This window comes from Bacteroidota bacterium, from assembly GCA_036522515.1.
Classification (GTDB): Bacteria; Bacteroidota; Ignavibacteria; order UBA10030; family SZUA-254; genus VBOC01.
Genome location: DATDFQ010000034.1, coordinates 22,493 through 43,759 on the forward strand (window position 1 = coordinate 22,493; position 21,267 = coordinate 43,759).

12 protein-coding genes, 2 tRNA genes and 2 rRNA genes are annotated in these 21,267 nt (G+C 55.5%); 8 read left to right on the forward strand and 8 right to left on the reverse strand.

Translation table 11 applies throughout. The features are described 5' to 3' along the window. Positions 1-6: 6 nt before the first annotated feature. The 8 genes from VI215_05360 to VI215_05395 all read right to left on the reverse strand — a co-directional run bounded on the left by VI215_05360 (position 7) and on the right by VI215_05395 (position 8,606). Complete coding sequence (locus tag VI215_05360) at positions 7-882, reverse strand: DUF1259 domain-containing protein (GenBank protein ID HEY6191742.1); 876 nt, start codon at positions 880-882, stop codon at positions 7-9. A 42-nt stretch (positions 883-924) separates the two neighbouring features. Then, entirely contained in the window at positions 925-2,133 is a 1,209-nt protein-coding gene (locus tag VI215_05365) for an MFS transporter (GenBank protein ID HEY6191743.1), read from the reverse strand. Positions 2,134-2,170: 37 nt separating this feature from the next. Beyond that, a complete protein-coding gene (gene thiL, locus VI215_05370) occupies positions 2,171-3,235 on the reverse strand; it encodes a thiamine-phosphate kinase (GenBank protein HEY6191744.1) in 1,065 nt (354 codons plus the stop codon). Positions 3,236-3,308: 73 nt separating this feature from the next. Further along, positions 3,309-3,881, reverse strand: a complete 573-nt coding sequence (locus VI215_05375; protein HEY6191745.1) for a TlpA disulfide reductase family protein — start codon at positions 3,879-3,881, stop codon at positions 3,309-3,311. Next, positions 3,878-4,717, reverse strand: coding sequence for a zf-HC2 domain-containing protein (locus tag VI215_05380; protein HEY6191746.1), 840 nt, complete (start codon positions 4,715-4,717; stop codon positions 3,878-3,880). Before VI215_05380 ends, VI215_05375 begins: the two co-directional genes overlap by 4 nt. A gap of 51 nt (positions 4,718-4,768) precedes the next feature. Continuing rightward, complete coding sequence (locus VI215_05385; GenBank protein HEY6191747.1) at positions 4,769-5,281, reverse strand: sigma-70 family RNA polymerase sigma factor; 513 nt, start codon at positions 5,279-5,281, stop codon at positions 4,769-4,771. Between the two features lie 176 nt (positions 5,282-5,457). Continuing rightward, entirely contained in the window at positions 5,458-6,525 is a 1,068-nt protein-coding gene (locus tag VI215_05390) for a N(4)-(beta-N-acetylglucosaminyl)-L-asparaginase (GenBank protein ID HEY6191748.1), read from the reverse strand. A gap of 251 nt (positions 6,526-6,776) precedes the next feature. Further along, a complete protein-coding gene (locus VI215_05395; protein ID HEY6191749.1) occupies positions 6,777-8,606 on the reverse strand; it encodes a hypothetical protein in 1,830 nt (609 codons plus the stop codon). A gap of 204 nt (positions 8,607-8,810) precedes the next feature. Between VI215_05395 and VI215_05400 the strand changes: the two genes are divergently transcribed. The 8 genes from VI215_05400 to VI215_05435 all read left to right on the forward strand — a co-directional run bounded on the left by VI215_05400 (position 8,811) and on the right by VI215_05435 (position 20,957). Then, a complete protein-coding gene (locus VI215_05400) occupies positions 8,811-10,466 on the forward strand; it encodes an ATP-binding protein (GenBank protein ID HEY6191750.1) in 1,656 nt (551 codons plus the stop codon). Between the two features lie 226 nt (positions 10,467-10,692). Further along, a complete protein-coding gene (locus VI215_05405) occupies positions 10,693-11,763 on the forward strand; it encodes a glycosyltransferase family 9 protein (GenBank protein ID HEY6191751.1) in 1,071 nt (356 codons plus the stop codon). Between the two features lie 6 nt (positions 11,764-11,769). Next, on the forward strand, positions 11,770-13,044 hold the full coding sequence (locus VI215_05410) for a glycosyltransferase N-terminal domain-containing protein (protein ID HEY6191752.1): 1,275 nt from the start codon (positions 11,770-11,772) through the stop codon (positions 13,042-13,044). A 51-nt stretch (positions 13,045-13,095) separates the two neighbouring features. After that, positions 13,096-14,265, forward strand: coding sequence for a nickel pincer cofactor biosynthesis protein LarC (gene larC, locus VI215_05415; GenBank protein ID HEY6191753.1), 1,170 nt, complete (start codon positions 13,096-13,098; stop codon positions 14,263-14,265). A 312-nt stretch (positions 14,266-14,577) separates the two neighbouring features. Beyond that, positions 14,578-16,156: ribosomal RNA gene (locus VI215_05420) — 16S ribosomal RNA — on the forward strand. Positions 16,157-16,286: 130 nt separating this feature from the next. Next, positions 16,287-16,360 (forward strand) — tRNA-Ile (locus VI215_05425). Between the two features lie 34 nt (positions 16,361-16,394). Beyond that, positions 16,395-16,467: transfer RNA gene (locus tag VI215_05430), tRNA-Ala, on the forward strand. Positions 16,468-16,745: 278 nt separating this feature from the next. Further along, a 23S ribosomal RNA gene (locus VI215_05435) occupies positions 16,746-20,957 on the forward strand. The 16S and 23S rRNA genes sit together here with 2 tRNA genes alongside, the layout of an rRNA operon. Positions 20,958-21,267: the final 310 nt, after the last annotated feature.

Consider the following 21,267-nt stretch of genomic DNA (forward strand, 5'->3'; position numbering starts at 1 on the left):
CCCGCCTCATCTCTTCCGCGCCAGATTCACCTTGTCAAGCGCGGCTCTCAATCCCCTCGCAAGATTCCTGGGATCGTCGACTCCCCAAAAATGCATGAACAATAGCCGCGGGGATTCATCAAGCATGTGACTATGTAACGCCGTCACCGCAATTCCATGAGCGGTGAGGGCCTTCAGAACCGGATTTACTTCACCGGCAGTTAACACGAAATCTCCCGTCGTCGCAGCGGTCGTTCCCAGGCTCTGAATGTTGATCGCGATGGCCATTCCCATCGCGGGGGAAATCACCATCCCGTTTTCGATGATGGTATCTCCGCGGGGGATTCCGAACTGGAGCAATCTGCCGTTGCGATTCCCCTTATAGCCGATGATCGAATCCACACCGGGCCATTCGGGGATGCTCAAGGGTTCGGGGCGGAGAGGGGGTGGGCCCGTGGGAGTGCCGGTTTTCGTGAGGACATCCTTGATGGCTTCGGCGAGTGTTACCGGATCACCCATCCCGCCGAAATGCATGTACATGACGGGAGGCTGCTCGGCGAGAACGTGGTTGTGGAGGGCGGTCACCTCCAACCCGTGTGCGACTAATGCATCCATGGACGGCTTGACTTCGGATTCCAGGAGGACAAGATCGCCCATCATCATTGTTGCGCCTTCCATCGGGCTGAACCCAACCCAGGAGGTAAGAGCCAGGCCGGGTTCGACCGCGACCTCTCCGATCTTCACGTGCAGGTCGGATCGCGGAAACGTTACTTTGAGGATACTGCCGGAGACGGATCCCTTCCGGCCGAAAATCTGCTCCACCTTTCCCCAGTCGGGCGATTGTGAGAGAGCGACACAATAATGGATACATGCTGCGGTTACAATAAGACAAAGCCATTTCATGCGGATGTTCCTTTCTCTGTTCTCATGAGAAGCCGATCTCTCTTACGTGAGACTCTCCTGCATTTCGATCTTCGGCGGCGGGGCGAACCGGCTGAGGGCGGCGAACAGAAGTACGCCGCAGCCTCCCGCGAGAAATGCAACGAAGAACGGGAGGCGGGGATTGAGGTTCCACAACCATGCGCCCGCGAGGGAAGCGGGGAACACGCACATGCCGCGCAGAAAATAGTACAACCCCACCACACGGCCCCGCGATCCCTGCGTCGCGAAGTCGACGATCATCGCTTTCCTCGCCGGCTCGCCGATTTCCCTCAATCCGCCCACCACGAATGCGAGGAGCGTGAACACGTATCCGCCCGCGGCGAGAATCGAGAGGGGATAGAGCGCGAAGAACACGAATGTGAGCAGCACGTACGGAAACCGGTTTCTTCTGTCCGAAAGCTTTGCAATCGGGATGTAAAGCGCTATGGATGTCAGCATCTGAATGCTGATGAACGTCCCGAACTGCAGGGCGTCGTACCGGAGTACATTGATGGCGTAGAGGACGATGAAGACATCCGGAATCCCTTCGGCCCACCGGGCAAAACAATCGGCGACGAGCAATCGTTTCAGACGGGAGTCGAATCCCCGCCAGACCTGCATGGGTGAAGTGCTGCCGGGGGGTGTGGCGGGGGCGTCTCTATAATAGAGATGGATGATGAGAACGGCGACGCCGGCAAGAACGAGCGAAATTGCAAACCCGAGCTTCATCCCGGTTCCGAGGCCAAAGCGCACGATACACCACCCTCCGAGGACCGGAGCGACCACGACCGGGATGCGTTTCAGGATCGATTGGACTCCAAATCCGATCGAACGGCGGGTTGCCGGGAGATTATCCCCGATGACGGCGAAGATCGCGGGCTGGGCGGAACTCCCCCAGGCCATGATGAAAACCATTCCGACAAGGATCAACCCCCAACCCTGGCTCAGCATGAGAATGCCGTATCCCGCTCCGGCGAGAAGCGCGAAGACCATCAACGACCGGCGGTGTCCGAGCCGGTCCGCGAGCCATCCTCCCGGATATTGATAGAGAGCGTCCAGCAGATCTCTCACGGTTCCAAACACGCCGACGATCCCGATCCCGGCACCGAGGGTCTCCAGATATTTTGGCATGAAGCGCGACCACAATTCCTCGCCGAGACCAAGCGCGAAGACTCCGGCAAGCATCACAAGGATGTTCCGGCGGAGTCCGAGGAAATCGCCGATATTTTTCATGCGTTGCCGGAGAGGAGCGGAATATTTGTTTGGATCTCTACTTCGGAAAGTGGTTCCAGCCGGCGGCCCGGAGGGGCTCGCTCTCCCCCTGCTCCCGTACGACGACGATTCCGTCCCCAGCCTTCGTAATCCTTCCGATGATCGAAACGTCGTTCGTCAAAATCTCAAGTTTCTTATACTCTTCTTCGTCGATCGTGAAGAGTAATTCGTACTCCTCACCGCCGTAGAGAGCGTAATCCGTGACAGGAGCCGAAAACTCCTCCGCGATCCGTTGCGTGACCGAATCGATCGGCAAATTGTGCTCGTAGACAGATGCGCCCACACCGCCGGCCGCGCAGAGATGGTGTATCTCCGAGGCGAGACCGTCGCTGATATCGATCATGGAATGAACCTTGACCCTCGACGTGAGGATTTTCGAGATATCGAACCGGGGTTTCGGCATGAGATGCTTTTCGATGACCGTTTTGTACGGCTCAAGGTCGGGTTGGAATGTTCCGGTGTCGCGAGCGGCGAGGAACCGGCTCTTCTCCCTCTGCAGGACTTTCAAACCCGCGATGGACGCCCCGAGATGCCCGGTGACGCAGACATAGTCGCCGGCCTTCGCCCCCTTCCTATAGATGAGCGCGGTCTCAGGCGCCTCGCCGACCACGGTCGAAGAGACCATCAGGTTCGCGGGTGAGCTGGAGGTGTCCCCGCCGACGATCAGGCAGGAATACTTTTTGCAGGCGAATGAAGCGCCGCCGTAGAATTCCTCAACCATCTCGACGGAGATCTTCGCGGGGAGTGAGAGTGTCAGAAGGACATACCGGGGGAGGCCGCCCATCGCGGCGATGTCGCTGAGACTCGCGGCGACCGCCTTCCATCCGAGATGGCGGAACGACGTATAGGTAAGATCGAAGTGAACGCCCTCGAGAAACGTGTCGATCGTGATCAGTTCGACCGTTCCCTGCGTGGGGCGGTAGACCGCGGCGTCGTCTCCGATTCCCTGCACCAGGTGTTCACGCAGCCGCACCCCTTCGCCGGGGGATTGAGTCAGCTGCCGGATGCGTTCGATCAATCCGAACTCGCCGACGGAAGATATCTCCGTGCGTTTTTGATCCATCAGTGGTAAAGAGCCCTGCGGGGGAAGGAACAGGTCAGGTGCGCGGAAACGCCATCCCGGAGAGACAGGACCGTCATTTAAGGACGGCAGTGATCGCGTCTGTGAGAGCTTTTTTCGACTGCAGGCCGACGATTGTCTTGGCAATCTTTCCGTCGGCATCGACGATGAAGGAGGTGGGAATCGCGCGGGGACTTCCGAACGCTTCTTCCAGGTCGTCGTTCGAGATGACGATCGGGTAGGGGATCCCCTGCTCGGTGACGAAAGAACGGACGTCCTCAATGATGTTCGGCCCCCGGTCGGTGGAAACTCCGATGAACCTGACATCGCGGCTCGCAAGTTCCCTGCTGAGAGCGACAAGATCGGGGAGCTCCTTCTTGCACGGACCGCACCAGGTCGCCCAGAAGTTAATAAACGTCACCTTGCCGTGGAAGGAGTCAAAATCGATCGTCTTTCCGGCGCTATCCTTCCAGGAAAAGTTCGGGGCGTGTTCGGGGCGCTTGACGACGTTCATCACGTCGGCGACTGTGCCGCCCGTCGCCGGAGGCTGTGTCCCGGCGGTGCGGGCTTCCCGTCTGGCACAACCGGAAATGAGTACGAAGAGTAGAACGAAAGTGAAGACAACACTGCGGAGGTGGATGCGCATCATTCCCCGTCCTTGAGGAAGGCGAGGAGGTTGTCCTGGCTCATATCCGCGATCGCGCAACAAACCGTCGAGTCGACGAGCCAGATTGCCAGCGTGCAATCGGGCTGGTGGTTCTCGACATACCAGCCGGTAGTCCGAAGCTGGCTCAGCGCCTCCGGGGGGAGGTTCAGATGCGCGCCGTTGGCAACGCACCGGTAATTTGCTTCGTAGAGGTAAATGATATCCCTCCCTTTTTTATAGACGACGTTGGCGACGGGCTCGTTGTTGTACTTTGAACAGCCCCCTCCGACCAGCTTAAAGCGCTTGTGCTTCGGGCAATTGACGTTGAAATTCACACGGGAGGCGAAAAAATTCCTGATCACCGCCGGATCGTCGGACGAAACCTGGGGGGAGAGTGTCCCGGCCAGCAACCCGTCAAAATTGTTGTATGCCTGGTGGATGATGTTCGCGTCATCCGGGGAAGTGTGAAGGTGCCGGGGTTTCGAAGGGGTAACCATCAGGAGGATCAGAATGACGGCCAGCGCCGACCCGAGAGCCAGGGTTACCCGTGACGAGCGCCGCGCGGTGAGTTGACCGAACCACTCGAGCCAATCCCGGAAGCCCGTTCCGGAGGGGGACATCGCCGCGAGTTCTGTGGTGATTTGTTGCCGGAGGAGGGACGGGGTTTCGGCGCGCTGGAGGCGGCGTCTGAGAAACGCTTTCGTAGAGAGTTCGAGCTCGTACTCCGCCTTGCACTTCGGGCAGATGCTGAGATGTTCCCGAAGCGGGGCCTTTGATTCTTCCGCGAGCTCCCCGTCGATCTCCGCGGTGATCAGATCTTGAATTTCGTTGCAATCCACGTTGGTTTAGTACCTTCTATCAATGATCGATAAGTGAGTTCCGAAAGTGAGTCAGTCGTGCGGCACGTAGCCGCGTTTTTTCGCATACTCGAACAACTTCGCTCTCAACATGTGGCGGCCGCGGTGGAGGCGGGAACGTACTGTGCCGATGGGGCAGTTGACGAATTCGGCGATCTCTTCGTAACTCAATCCTTCGATGTCGCAGAGAATAACGACGGTGCGGAAATCCTCGGGAAGCGATTCAAGCGCGCGGGCGACATCGTCTTCCAAAAGGCCTCCGAAGATCTTTTCCTGGAGATCGTTCGGATCGGAAGACTCGTATCTGATCGTGTGATAAAAATTCTGGATGTCATTGTAATCGACTGTTTCCGGTTCCTTGGTCTCTTTCCGGTAACGGTTGATGTACGAATTCTTCATTATACGGAACAGCCATGCCCGTATATTAGTTCCCTTTTCGTATTTATCCCAGAAGCGGTAAGCCTTCAGAAAAGTTTCCTGGACGAGGTCTTTCGCATCGTCCGGGTTCGATGTCATCCGGAGGGCGTAGTTGTAGAGCACGTCCATATGTGGGACCGCTTCCTTCTCAAACTCCTCGTGTTTTGTAGGAGTTTTCGCCTGTACTGAAAGCGGGGAAATCGGGAAGATCATCGGTTTGGAGTCTGTGATGGCCTTTTCAAGAGAATAATAAACAAAACCGTGTTGAGTCGCAAGGGATCCGTCGCCACGGAGTAAGCAAACCGCTACTTCTGCTTGAAGAGGTAGGGGAATTCCACCTTATGCATTGTCGTCCCGTCGTGCACAAGATAGTCGCCGCCGCTCCAGATCGAGCAGCCACCGTGTTCACCCCTTCTGTTGAAAGCGAAGAACTTGACGTCGTAATTCACCCTGCCCTGGTTGTCCTGGAACCTTTTTTCGCGCGTGCGGTCGTTAATGCGTTTGCACGCGAGAAGGCACGCCTCATCCGGCGATTTTCCCTGCCGCATCCATTCGACAATCATAACGGAGCTGCAGTTTAAGAGGTTTGCCTCGCCCCGCCCCGTCGAACCGGCTGAGCCGACCTCGTTGTCGCAGTAAAGTCCGGCTCCGATGATGGCGGAATCCCCGACCCTTCCCGGGATCTTAAACGCGAGCCCGCTCGTGGTCGTGACGCAAGAGATATTTCCCTTCTGATCGATCGCGCCGCAATGGATTGTTCCATAATGCCTTGCGCTGGCCTCATGCAGAGCTCCGATCTCACGGTCTTCGATCGAATGGGGCGGAAGCCAGTCGTCTTTGGAGCTCAGATTCTCCTTCCACTTCAGCCATGCCTCGCGAGACTTGTCAGTCAGCAGATTATCTTCCTGAAATCCGTGCGCCCTTGCGAATTTCAACGCTCCCTCTCCGACGAGGAGGACATGGTTCGAGCGCTCCATCACGGCGCGTGCGACGATCGAGGGGGTCTTGATATTCCGGATCGCAGCGACGGCTCCTCCCCGGTAGGACGGCCCGTGCAATACGGCGGCATCCAGCTCAACCACACCCTCTTCGTTCGGCAGCCCGCCGTACCCCACGCTCGTATCCTCGGGGTCGTTCTCGACAATATTGACTCCCGCGATGACGGCATCGAGGGCGTCGTTCCCCTGGTGGATCACCTCCATCACCTTCTCGATCGCCTTGACGCCGTTGCCGCTGCAGATCGCGAACGGTTTCGGGAGAGGAGGGCTGGAAGGCCCGGCGAAGAGAGACTTGTTCAACGCCGCGGCGCCGAGAGCGCCGGCGCCCGTGAGCGCCGATTGCTTGAGAAATGTCCTCCGATCGATACCGTTCATTTGTATTCTCCTCGAGTGTGGCGACTGGGTTGCTGTGCGAGTGCGCGAGGAAATGTAGAAAGAACGTGTCGAAAAGTCAACGGGTTCATACGTACTGGCTCAGTTTCGTCGCCTCATCGTTCGCGACCTGAAGGTCGCGGCTACCAGGCCCCGGGCATCGGTAGCCGCAGCCTTTAGGCTGCATTTTATCTGTTCAAAAAAGGAAAACTTACTTCCAGGAAACGCTGCGGTAGAAAGGAGCGATAAGGTTCTTATTGTTCTTTGTAGAGGGTTATCCCCCACATGGTGGGGTCGTCGGGAGGGTCGGTGTTCCAGTGGTCGTAGGAGTGAGAATCGTCCGAAACATAGTGCAGTTTGTAATCGCCTTTGTCCAGCAGCAGGGTCGTGTTCACCATCCGGTTTTTTCTTCCGCCGCCCGCGTGGAATGTCATCGAATAGGTCATTTCCCAGATGACTTTTCCGTTGTTTGCATCCTCGATGTATCCATAATCGTTCATTTCGTTGTTTTGACCTTCGCCGATGGCATAGATGCGGACATGCGTCGGCTTGTCGAGCCGGAAATGTTCGGTCAGCTTGGCGTTGTCTTCGACGCGGATGATCTGGGATATGACACCGGCCTGCTTCGGACTGACGTTCGTTTCCACATTATGCATGCTGAAGTTCTCGCCTTCGCCGGATATCGTGATGCCCCAGTGTTCGGGGTCGAAGGGGGGCGGCGCATTCCACTCATTGTAGGCGTGGGAGTCATCCGTCTGGTAGTAGACGGTATAGGTCCCCTTGGGAAGCTTGATGACCTCGTCGATCATCCGGTTCTTCTCGCCCCCGCCCGCGTGCTCTGTTTCGTCGACATCCATCGTCCAGACCTTCTCGCGGGTGTTCGCGTTGATGATCCATCCGAAGTCCGCCATCTGCCGGCTCGAATTTCCGCGCTCCCCCAGAACATAGACGCGAAGTTCTGCCGGAGCGTTCAGCGTGAAACTCGCCGAGCGTTTTTCATCGTTTCCGACCCTGGTCAGCTGAACCACGATATTCCGTTCCTTCTTCGGCTCGGAGAGCTTAAACGCCGTTTTATCGGCCTCATTGAGAGAGAGGAGAGTCACTCCGTAGTTGAAGGGGTCTTCCGGGGGGGCCGCATTCCAGTCGACGAACGAGTGCGAATCGTCCGTATTATAATAGAGGATGAAATCTCCCGCCGGGAGCTTGACGTTTCCGTCAAATTTCACGTTCTTTTCGTCGCCGCCTGCGGGGTTGAGATTGGTACGCTCCATATCCCAGACGCGCTTGTGCGTCTGCGCATCGACGATCCAGCCGAAATCGACCGGGTCGTTCCCCTGCTGCATCTCGCCGAGGGCGTAAATGCGGAGCGAGACCGGCCTGCTGAGAGAAAAGTCCTGCCGGATGTGTTCGTTTTCACCGAGGCGGATCGCCCGGAACAGCGTCCTGGGGAATTCGCTGGGAGGGTTATACATCGTCACCTCCGGACCGCCGTCGGGCGCGTAGAGCTCGAGCCCCCAGTTCTTCGAGCGGCGTTTCCACTCTTTGTCGAAATCCCCGCCGAACAGTTCATGGAACCAGCCGAAAAAGCCCCGTTTCTTATCCGGATCGAGCGAATGATTGTCTTTACGGCGATCGATATTAATCGTGATGTTGAAAAACGGAGAGTGCGCGCTGAATGCATACGCGGAGTAGTAAACCTCGTAACTCCCTTTCCTCAGGGAGATCTCCGAGTCGAAGAGCCTGTCTTCCTTCTCGCGCGAAGTGTTATCGCGGTCCATCCTCCAGACGAGGGCGCGCGTGTTCGCGTCGATAATCCATCCGTAGGCAAAGAGATCGCCGCCGGATTTCTTGTAGCGTTTCTCGTCGCCGGCCCCGAGCCCGCGGATGTGGATATGCGCGTCGTTTTGAAGCGTAAACGCGGCCGCCTTGAGCTCGGTCTGGTCGAAATCCTTGAGCTGAATAATGAGGTGTTCACCGGCAAGCACGTATGCCGGCGTGATCAAAAGCAGGAGAATAAACGCAAACAAGATCAGGGATGGACGGTAGCCATCGGACCGGGGAAAAAGATGCAAAATGGTTTTCATTAAATAGAACGCTCTCTTTATAGTGGAATACGGAGCAAAAGGCCCGATGTTTCACCGTCCTCAATCTTTCCTTGAGGGAGAGGCCCCTAAACGCAGAAATCTCTTACCCCCTTGATTCTCAGAACGCCATTTTATATTTTGCCCGTACGTATGCGAGAACGCAGGTTCAAGGAAGATCACCGAAAGAGCGGAGGGGATGTCTGAATGGGGACGGGCGTTTCCCTGCTGAATAAGATCCGTTACAACCTCCTCTTCGAGTCTGTCGATGATGCCCTCTTGAACGCCGCGGCCAAATCTCTCAGCGAAGTTCAGTATGGCGCCGGCGAGATGATCTTCAAAGACGGAAGCGAGGGCGATTGTCTCTATCTCCTCGTCGCCGGGAGCGTCCGGATCTCGAAGTTGACGTCGTCGGGCGAAGAAATCGTCATCGGGACGCTCAACGCCAACGATTCCTTCGGGGAGCTCGACCTGATCGATGAACGGCTCCGCTCCGCATCCGCCATCGCCGCTTCGACCTGCACCGTTATCCGCCTTCCCGTCGCCGAGTTTCGCAAACTCCTCGATCAGAGCCCGGCATTTTGCTCGAACCTTCTCCGCATGCTCGCGCTGCGTGTGCGGGGCGGAAACTCGGCCTATGTAGGGCGGGAGGAATCGAATCTCAGCGAGCTCCGGCTACAATTGAACAAGGTCCACAGGCTCGTGGAAGCGACGAAGATCGTGAACTCCACGCTCGATACCGACCGCCTTCTCGAACTGATCCTCAGCGCGGCCGCGTCGACGGTTCAGGCCGACCGGGGGACGCTCTACCTCCTCGACGAGGAGAAGAACGAGCTCTGGTCGAAAGTCACGCAGGGGGCTTCCAGAATTGAAATCCGTCTGCCAATGGGGAAGGGAATCGCCGGGTACGTTGCGGTCACCGGGGAGACGATCAACATCCCCGACGCCTACGCCGATCCGAGGTTCAACGCCGAGATCGACCGGAGGACGGGATACCGGACAAAAACGATCCTGTCCATGCCGATGAAGAACAAGGAGGGGACGATCATCGGCGTCTTTCAGCTCCTGAACAAATCCGGCGGGGCGTTCACGCGGGAGGATGAGGAATTTATCGACGGACTTTCGATCCACGCGGCGATCGCGGTGGAGAACGCCATGCTTGCGCAGACGATGGTCCAGAACGAGGCGCTCTCTGCCGTGGGCAAAATGGCGAGCACGATCATCCACGACATCAAAAACCCCATGGGCGTCTTGCGCCTTTCCGCGCAGGTGATGAAGCGGAAATCCACCGACAAGGAGACAGGGAAGCTTGCCGACGAAATGATCCGGCAGGTCGACCGGTTTGTGAATATGACGCAGGAGATCCTCGATTTTTCCCGGGGCGTCAGCACGATGAACCTGAACGACGTGGATGTGGGCGAACTTATGGAAGGGACGCTTGCCTTCATCGAAAAAGATTTCGCAAAGCGGAAGGTCAAATTGTCGACGCACATGCGGTTTTCAGGCACCATCCGCGCCGATCAGGACAAGCTCATGCGGGTGTTCCATAATATTGCGGGGAACGCGGCGGACGCCATGCCCGAGGGCGGCACGTTGAACGTCAGCACGCGCCGCGAGGGGGAGGCGATTCTGATCGAATTCGCCGACAACGGAAGCGGAATGCCGCCCGAAGTCCTTGAGAAGATATTCGAGCCGTTCATGACATACGGCAAGAGTCACGGCACCGGCCTGGGAATGGCGATCGTCAAAAAGATAGTTGAGGATCACAAGGGACGGATCGAGATTGAGAGCGTGCTCCAAAAGGGAACGACGGTAAGACTTTCCCTGCCGCTCAACGGGGGATCAACGCAGAGTCCGGGTTAGCGCTCGGCGGGGCTGGTGCTGGCTGAATTTCGTGGCCATCTCGTTACGCGACCTGAAGGTCGCGCCTACCGACGCCTCGGGCCTGGTCGCGGCTTCCGATGTTTCGGACCTGGTAGCCGCAGCCTTCAGGCTGCGTCTGTTCGGTTCGGCAATTGAACTGCAGCCACCGCCCCAACCCCAGTTCCTTGCAACTCCTTTCAAAAAGTGGTAAGTTTCTGCGACCACCATGCGCAATCTCAACAAAATTCTCCTGATCCGTTTCGGATCGTTGGGAGACGTCGTTCTCGCCACCTCCCTCATCAGGATGCTTCGCACCGCCTACCCGGTGGCGCAGATCGATTTCATGGTGAAGCGCGAATATGCGGAATTGCTCAAGTGTAATCCCCACCTCTCCTCGGTGATCGAGTTACGATCCGACGACCGGGATGAGCTGAAGGTGTTGAAGGAGGGCATTCGGCGGGAACGCTACGATGCGATCGTCGATCTCCATAACAGTCTCAGGAGCAGATACCTTCGCGCGTTCTCCGGAGCCCGGTACGTGCGTGTCGTAAACAAGAGAGTGGGGGAACGCTCTTTCCTTGTGCGATTTAAACTCAATTTCTATCACGGGATGGTCCCTGTGGCAGAGCGGTACCTCGAGACAGTGCGGAAGTTCGGGGTCAGGGACGACGGGGGCGGATCGGAAATATACGTGCCCGAGGAGATCGTGCAATCGGTCTCCGTCCTGTTGGGTAAATACAAGCTCGAACGGCATGGCACCGTCATCGGTGTGGCGCCCATGGCGAAACATTTCACGAAACGATGGTTGCCGGAGCGCTTCGTCGAATTCGGCGTAAGGGCTGCGAAGGAGACGGGGGCGAAAATTCTGGTCCTTGGAAGCAGGGAGGAGACCGATGTGTGCGGTGACATCGCCCAGATGATCAATGCGGGGGCGGGAACAAACGCTGCCGATAGCCTCGCCGGGAGAATATCGTTGATTGAAACAGCCGCAGTGCTCGACCACTGTACGCTCGTTCTTTCCAATGACACCGGCATCATGCATATCGCCGCGGCCCGGCGGAAGAAAGTTGTGGCGATCTTCGGCTCGACGGTGCGTGAATTCGGGTTCTATCCCTACCGCACGGAGAGCATCGTCCTGGAAAAAGCCGGACTGCCCTGCCGCCCCTGTTCGCCAATCGGCCTTGAGCGCTGCCCGCAGGGTCATTTCAAATGCATGAGGGAGATCGGCGTGGAGGAGGTTCTCCACGCGACACGAACCCTGCTCGCCCGCGAGCGACAATCCCAACCCGCCGGCTGACCCGGCATGCTCTGGCCGATCATCTACCGGTATGTTGCGATCCCGCTTGCCTGGTTCGCCTTCCATCTCCTCGGCCTTTTTGACAAGAAAGCCGCACGCGGTATCCGGGGGCGCAAGGGGTTGCTCGACCGTCTTCAGGAACAGGTGACGCATCTCAAGCCGGGGAGCAAGCGGATCTGGTTCCACTCTTCGTCGATGGGCGAGTTCGAGCAGGCGAAGCCGATCATCGCCGAGTTGAAAAAGCGCCGTCCCGACGTTGAAATCATCGCGACATTCTTTTCTCCCTCCGGGTACGAGCATTCCCGCACGTACAAGCTCGCGAATATCACCGCTTACATCCCATTCGACTCGAAGGCAAACGCCCGGCGCTTTATCGAGTTAGTCCGCCCGACCGCGGCGGTGATCGTGCGGTACGACATATGGCCCAACCATCTCTGGGCGTTGAGAAGTGCGGGAGTGTCGACCTTCATCGCGAACGCCACCCTTCGCCGGAATTCCACACGGAGGTGGCCGCTCCTGAGGCAATTCCACTGCGCCGTGTATAACTCGCTCGATTATATCCTGACAGTCTCACCGGAGGACCGTGAAACGTTTGAGACATTCCGGCTTGACCATCCCGTTCTCGAGGCGATCGGAGATACGCGCTACGATCAGGTGTGGCAGCGGAGCACGGAATCCCGCACCCGCCAGGTCATCGAACCGAAGGTGCTCGCGGGGAAAAAGGTCCTGGTGATCGGCAGCAGCTGGAAGGCGGATGAAGACGTCCTCATTCCGGCATGCCTGCGCCTCTTCGGCGAGCACCCGGAATTTCGCGTCGTGCTGGTGCCCCACGAACCGACTCTTGAGACCCTGGAGCGGATCGAATATGAGCTGAACGGGAGGATCCCGTCCATCCGGTTCTCGAACCTGAGCCAGTATCGCGACGAGAAGCTGATTCTCATCGACGTGGTCGGGATCCTCATGACCCTGTACCGCTCCGCAAGCGTCGCGTATGTCGGGGGGAGTTTCAGCAGCGGGGTGCACAACGTTCTCGAACCGGCGGCCTACGGCATTCCGATTCTGTTCGGCCCTGTTCATCAGAACTCACAGGAAGCCGCCGGGCTCGTCGTCGAGAAAGCCGCCTTTGTCGGAGAGAACCCGGACGATTTTTACCGCCATCTTCGGATGCTGCTCGACGACGACAAGCTGAGGACGGAGGCGGGGGCGAAGGCGCTTGCGACCGTCTGCCGTAATACCGGCGCCACCGGCCGCTTCCTTTCCTATCTGGAGAAAGTTTTGTAGATTGACGCGAGGCGCCATCCTGAAACGCTCTTCCATCATCGGTCGTTTGTCATGAGAATCGCATACTTCGATACGGTTGCCGGCGTGAGCGGCGATATGACGCTTGCCGCATTCGTGAGCGCGGGGCTGCCCGTCGACGACCTCGCCGGAGAGATCGCGAAGCTCGGCCTCCAGGGTGTGGAGCTCGTAGGATCGCATCTCCAGAGAAACGGAATCACCGCGGTCAGGATGGATGTGGCGATCTCCGCCCCCTCCGGGCACGGCCGCCACCTCCGGGATATCCTTGAGTTGATTGACCGTAGTCCGTTGTCCGCGCGCGTGAAGGAGGATGCCGGGAAAATCTTCCGGGTCGTGGCAGATGCCGAGGCGAAGATCCACGATTCCACGCCGGAGAAAATTCATTTTCATGAGGTCGGCGCGCTCGATTCGATCGTCGACATTGTCGGCGCCGCCATCTGTCTCGAGAAATTCGGGATCGAAGCGGTCTATTCCTCTCCGGTAAAACTGGGCAGCGGAGGATTCGTCAAGACGGAACACGGCACGCTCCCGCTTCCGGGCCCCGCGGCAACCGAGATCCTCAGAGGGTACCCCACCGTCCTGACCGACATACCGTACGAACTTACCACCCCGACCGGGGCGGCGATCATCAAGGCGATGTCTTCAGGCGTGCTCTCGAGCGAACGGCTCCGGGTCGAGACGATCGGCTACGGCGCCGGGACGCGAGACATTCCGCAGGTGCCGAACCTCCTGAGGATCATGGTCGGCGATCTGCTCCCTCTGAATCAGGAGGAAGAGCTTGTCGTCGTCGAGACCAACATCGACGACATGAACCCCGAGATTTATCCGTTCATCCTGGAGGAGCTGCTCTCTCACGGCGCGAAGGACGCGTACCTCACGCCGCTCATCATGAAGAAGGGAAGGCCGGGCGTTCTTCTCTCGGCATTGGCTGCCCGCTCGAATCTGGACGCGATTGCGGAGATTTTTTTCGCGCAGACGACGACCCTCGGGATCCGGATCCATCCGGTTGAGCGCAGGACGCTCGTCCGGACTCAGCGCGAGATCGAGACCCGGCTCGGATCCGTAAGGGTAAAAGCGATCACCCTGAAGGGCAAGGAACGCCTCGTTCCCGAGTATGAGGAGTGCCGGAGGCTCGCAATCGAGAAAAGGATTCCGTTGGTGGAAGTCTACCGGATTTTGGAGCGGGAACTTCAAAATCGCTGATTTTCCGCTTAAAGGGATGAAAAAGAAGGCCTATTTACGACATATTTGTCGAATAATTCTTTTCAAAAAGGGACTCTAATTTCTTGACACGAAGCTAGAAAATTAGTATATTTGACCCTCGATTATTCCGGTCCCGAGTACCTTCTGGATCGGGATTTTTTTCTCAAGTGTTCTTTGAAAATAGAGTGCATAGCTCTTAAGTCAGCCTTAGCAGAGCTTCAACAACCCATCCCTTTTCCTATTCTTCTCACGAAGTCGGGAGAGGGGTGAGATCAGATCAGGCTCGAAAATTGTATCTGAGATTGATCATTTACAACGGAGAGTTTGATCCTGGCTCAGGACGAACGCTGGCGGCGTGCCTAACACATGCAAGTCAGGGAGAAAAGGGTAGCAATATCCTGAGTAAACCGGCGAACGGGTGAGTAACACGTAGGCAACCTACCTCGCGAACGGGAATAACCCCGGGAAACCGGGACTAATGCCCGATGATGTTTTGCGGTGGCATCACCGCAAAATCAAAGGTCTCGGTGCAAATCGAGATGTCACGAGATGGGCCTGCGTCCCATTAGATAGTTGGCGGGGTAATGGCCCACCAAGTCTACGATGGGTAGCTGGTCTGAGAGGACGATCAGCCACACTGGAACTGCGACACGGTCCAGACTTCTACGGAAGGCAGCAGTGAGGAATATTGCTCAATGGGCGAAAGCCTGAAGCAGCGACGCCGCGTGAAGGACGAAATCCGTTAGGATGTAAACTTCTTTTACAGGGGAAGAATGTTCCGACTTGTCGGAATTGACGGTACCCTGTGAATAAGCACCGGCCAACTACGTGCCAGCAGCCGCGGTAATACGTAGGGTGCAAGCGTTGTCCGGAATTACTGGGTGTAAAGGGTCCGCAGGCGGGCGAGCAAGTCGGTGGTGAAAGTCTTTGGCTCAACCAAAGAATTGCCTTCGATACTGCTCGTCTTGAGTTCGAGAGAGGATAATGGAATTCATGGTGTAGCGGTGAAATGCGTAGAGATCATGAAGAACACCAGTAGCGAAGGCGGTTATCTGGCTCGATACTGACGCTCAGGGACGAAAGCGTGGGGAGCAAACAGGATTAGATACCCTGGTAGTCCACGCCCTAAACGATGGATGTTCGGTGTCGGTCCCGCTGAGTACTTGTTCGCAAGTACTGAGCGGGATCGGTGCCTGAGCTAACGCGTTAAACATCCCACCTGGGGAGTACGATCGCAAGGTTGAAACTCAAAGGAATTGACGGGGGCCCGCACAAGCAGTGGAGCATGTGGTTCAATTCGATGCAACGCGAAGAACCTTACCTGGGTTTGAAAGGCAAGTGACAGGCGATGAAAGTCGCTCTCCCCGCAAGGGGCACTTGTACAGGTGCTGCATGGCTGTCGTCAGCTCGTGCCGTGAGGTGTTAGGTTAAGTCCTGCAACGAGCGCAACCCCTGCACTTAGTTGCCATCAGGTAATGCTGGGCACTCTAAGTGGACTGCCTACGCAAGTAGTGAGGAAGGTGGGGATGACGTCAAGTCCTCATGGCCCTTATACCCAGGGCCACACACGTGCTACAATGGGTGATACAAAGGGTTGCCAAGCCGCAAGGTGGAGCCAATCCCAAAAAATCATCCTCAGTTCGGATTGGGGTCTGCAACTCGACCCCATGAAGCTGGAATTGCTAGTAATCGCGGATCAGCACGCCGCGGTGAATACGTTCCCGGGCCTTGTACACACCGCCCGTCAAGCCATGGAAACTAGGGGTACCCGAAAACGCTGCGCTAATCCCGCCGTAAGGTGGGAAGGTAGGCGTCTAAGGTAAAACTAGCGACTGGGGCTAAGTCGTAACAAGGTAGCCGTACCGGAAGGTGCGGCTGGATCACCTCCTTTCTAAGGAGCCTACGTCGGCCAAAAGCCGGCGAACTGCTCAATAGACGCTCTGCTGAGATGACTTTTCTATGCGCTCTATTTTCTTATTTATCGTACGTTCTTTGCCATCCGTGAAACCAAGTGGTATCACGGGCCTGTAGCTCAGGTGGTTAGAGCGCACGCCTGATAAGCGTGAGGTCGGTCGTTCAACTCGACCCAGGCCCACACCGGCGTGAGTTCTAATCTCGAACCGTGCTACGGGGCTGTAGCTCAGTTGGGAGAGCACCTGGTTTGCAACCAGGGGGTCGAGGGTTCGAATCCCTTCAGCTCCACGAGCAAGTGGCGCAAGGAATTCAGGGAGCCGGGTCGTACCGGCGCTTTTGATTGTGCCAGTGTTCTTTGACAACCTAGAAGAAGAGTCTGTCTGACAGTAGATGTCAGTAGTTATCCATGCCCTTCCGCCTTACAGCGGAAATGCCTCCGGATGAACAAACGCATCGAACCCAGACTACTAAAATCCAATTAAATGTTCTTTCCAAAAATATTGATGCACTGAAGAATAGCCCGTCAAAGGCGGGTGACATCTAACTGTGAGTCAATAAAGATTTTTGGTTAAGTTACAAAGGGCATACGGTGGATGCCTTGGCACTAGAAGGCGATGAAGGACGTGGTTACCTGCGATAAGCGTCGGATAGGTGGGAGCTACCTTTAACCCGGCGATGTCCGAATGGGGCAACCCTCTCAGGGTAATGCCTGAGAACTCCCTGCTGAATTCATAGGCGGGGTAGAGCTAACGGGGGGAAGTGAAATATCTCAGTACCCCTAGGAAGAAAAAGTAAGCCAACGATTCCGTTAGTAGCGACGAGCGAAAACGGAACAGCCTAAACCGTCTGACACATTAAAGGGTGCAACCGTTGTGTCAGAGGTGTTGCGGGGCGTTTGCGGTCCGAATTGCAAATAGGACGGAGAGTAAAAAACCATATTGTTAGCTGAATCGCTTGGAACAGCGAATCACAGAAGGTGAAAATCCTGTAAGCGAAAACAGTATGGCTCTCTGGCAAGCGTTCCCAAGTACCACGGAATAAGTGGAAGTCTGTGGGAATCCGGAGGAACCATCCTCTAAGGCTAAATACTCTCTAGTGACCGATAGTGTACAAGTACCGTGAGGGAAAGGTGAAAAGCACTCCTAACAGGAGGGTGAAATAGTACCTGAAACCGTATGCTTGCAAACGGTCGGAGCAATTCAGTCCCGGCTTGCCGGGATTGATGAGTGACGGCGTGCCTTTTGCTTAATGAGCCTACGACTTACTCGTACGTAGCGAGGCTAATGAACTCAGTTCAGCAGCCGTAGCGAAAGCAAGTCTGAATAGGGCGATTCAGTTACGTGCGGTAGACGCGAAATCCGGTGATCTATCCTTGACCAGGATGAAGTGGGGGTAAAACCTCATGGAGGTCCGAACCAGTGAGGGTTGAAAACTTCTTGGATGAGTTGAGGATAGGAGTGAAAAGCTAATCGAACCGGGTGATAGCTCGTACTCCCCGAAATAGCTTTAGGGCTAGCCTCGGGTAATAATGTTTCGGAGGTAGAGCACTGATTGGGCTAGGGTCGTCACAACGATACCAAACCCAGACAAACTCCGAATTCCGATAACATGTTTCCCGGGAGTCAGGCGACGACGGATAAGCGCCGACGCCGAGAGGAGAACAATCCAGATCACCAGCTAAGGTCCCCAAGTCGAGGTTAACAGACAAAGGATGTTGAGTTGCAGAGACAACTAGGAGGTTGGCTTAGAAGCAGCCATTCCTTGAAAGAGTGCGTAATAGCTCACTAGTCAAGCGACTCGGCGTCGATAATTCTCGGGACTAAACCTCGCACCGAAGCTGTGAATTCCAGACGCAAGTTTGGAGTGGTAGGGGAGCATTCTATTCTGCGATCCGGGTGGACCGGATCCGCCGCAAGGTGGAGAAGGTGTGCAGCGATGCATGCTGGAGCGAATAGAAACGCAGATGTAGGCATGAGTAACGATAAGGCAGGTGGTAATCCTGCCCACCGAAAATCTAAGGTTTCCTGAGCAACGTTCATCGTCTCAGGGTTAGTCGGATCCTAAGCCGAGGCCGAAAGGCGTAAGCGATGGAAAACAGGTTCAATATTCCTGTACCTGTTTGCAATCGTCCGACCATAAGGAGTGACGCAGGAGTGAACGATCAGCCGTCTGCTGGCTTAGACGGTCTAAGGAGGTAGGTGTGGGGTGTTGGCAAATCCGCATCCCAGTTATCACCGAGACCCGAACGGGATCCCGCAAGGGAACAAACTGATCTTAATCCGACTGCCGAGAAAAACTTCGTATGGGAGATTGCAGGCAGACCGTACCGTAAACCGACACAGGTAGATGAGAAGAGTATTCTAAGGTGCTCGAGTGAGCCATGGTCAAGGAACTCGGCAAACTAGCCGCGTAACTTCGGGATAAGCGGTGTCTCGAGTGGTTAAGGGATTTACTCCCTGAAGCCATCCGGGATCGCAGTGAAATGGGCCAAGCGACTGTTTAACAAAAACACATCACTCTGCTAACACGTCAAGTGGACGTATAGGGTGTGACACCTGCCCGGTGCTGGAAGGTTAAGGAAGGGGGTCATAGCGCCGCAAGGCGTTAGAAGCTTCCGACTGAAGCCCCAGTAAACGGCGGCCGTAACTATAACGGTCCTAAGGTTGAATAACGCAGCCTTAGTAAAATTTGGCTATATGCTGGAAAGTCCGTCGTATCTCATTCTACTCGTAGCGCGCCCTGCGCTGCAGTAACAATGGATGAGCGGTTTCCGATCCGGTACATCGGGGAGGGATAACGGATAATCAGCAGGAAAGATTGCCTCAGTACGCAATATCCTCAGAGACTATACGCCAGATTCTGATCCCAATCAGAAAAGATATAGTCCGAGCTCTGCAGCGATGCAGAGAGGCTGACAGAAATGATCAGCCCCCATTTGTACAATGGAGTAACAAGTCTGAGCGAAATTCCTTGTCGGGTAAGACATTCTTGCCCTAGAACGAAGCGATTCGTTCTGATTCTCTCCAGCTCATATCGGTGGAGCCCTACCCCGCCAGAAAAGCGGGCGGGTAATACCGAGGGAAGTCTTTAGTTTATGACCCCGTAACGACTGCTCTCAACGCAGATGCTTTGTGTTGGGACGGTGGTGTCTCCTGCTCCAAATTCATCTGGAACAAATCTATGAGCGCCACAACACGCTGGTATCTGAATTAGAACCATGGACGAACAATCGTATTTGTCTGGATACACGGATGGAGAAGGCTGTTTCTGTGTGACTTTCAACAAGAGTCGGCGTCACAGATTCGGTTGGGATATCCGACCGAGCTTTTCCATAAGTCAGAATGGTGATCGTGCTGAAGTTCTGAAATTGTTTATGAAGAATTTTCAGTGCGGCACAATTCGTCCGGACAGATCAGACAAAACTCTCAAGTACGAAGTTCGAAGCGTTGCTCAACTGGCGGTAAATGTGATACCGCATTTCATGCAGTATCCACTGCTTTCGAGTAAACGTGAGGATTTTGAGATGTTTGCCGCGATCGTACAACTGATGTACAAACGCGAACATCTCGAGGAAGAGGGTTTTGCCCAGGTCGTCCAACTTGCCGAACAACTGAATAAGTCCGGTAAGAAAAAATATGTTCGAAGTCAGATAAAGGTATAGTCTATGCCACTGGAAACAGTGGGTAAAACATGAAGTTCCGACCTGCACGAATGGTGTAACGATTTGGTCACTGTCTCGACCATGGGCTCGGTGAAATTGTGGTACCGGTGAAGACGCCGGTTACCCGCATATGGACGGAAAGACCCCGTGAAGCTTTACTATACCTTGGCATTGGATTCGGACAAAGCATGTGTAGCATAGGTGGGAGACTTTGAAGCCGGGGCGCTAGCCTCGGTGGAGTCACCAGTGAAATACCACCCTTGTTCTGTTTGAACTCTAACCTCTTGCCGTGAATCCGGCAAAGGGACACTGCCAGGCGGGTAGTTTGACTGGGGCGGTCGCCTCGACCGCGATATAAATTAGGGGCTTTCGTATGGTGACATACGAACCCACATCTGGCTGTATGCTGGAACATCCGTTCACACACGATATCTTCTCTCCGTTTGAGATGTTGTGAGGTGATGCAGTATCTGATGGGACGATTCTTTGAAATCAAAGGACGTGAAACTTCATCAGTGCGGACAATCAGCAGGGAAGACCTCAAAGAGGTCCCCTCAACGACTATACGCCGGATCCCTCGGAGATAATCTGAGGGAATGATATAGTCTGATCTTCGCAGCGATGCGAAGTCCCGATTCGGGAATCAGGTCAACTAAAATGTTCCAAGTTGTTCAGTTGACGTGACAACATAAATGCCTAAATTGTAACGGAGGCTCTCAATGGTACCCTCAGCATGGTTGGTAATCATGCGTCGAGTGTAAAGGCATAAGGGTGCCTAACTGCGAGACCTACAAGTCGAGCAGGTGCGAAAGCAGGACTTAGCGACCCGACGAATCTTCATAGGAAGGTCGGAGACAACGGCTAAAAGTTACTCCGGGGATAACAGGCTAGTGGAGTCCGAGAGTCCCTATCGACGACTCCGCTCGGCACCTCGATGTCGGCTCACCACATCCCGGGACTGGAGAAGGCCCCAAGGGTTTGGCTGTTCGCCAATTAAAGTGGTACGTGAGCTGGGTTCAGACCGTTTAGCTCGTGAAGCATGAATTACGAATCATGGATCATGGGTTGAACGGTCTGAATAAAACATCGCAAGTTATCTATATAAAGGTTTTTTCGTTAAATAATTAAAGTCAAACAATCAATCAAATCACGGCGGTCATCTGCAGTAATGCAGAATGAACAAGCTGACTAATATCGGTGAAACCCGGCATGGGCAATACCGAGGGAATGGTTCGTCGCTCACTGCGAGCGAATAGAATTTTACCCGTAGAGACTGAACGTCAGCAGTCCTTGAATGCAAGGACGAAGTTACAGTCCAATGCACACAGTAATGTGTGAAACCATGCGTGAGACAGGTTGGTCTCTATCTACTGTCGTCGTTGATACTTGAGGGAAGTCGGCCCTAGTACGAGAGGACCGGGCTGAAC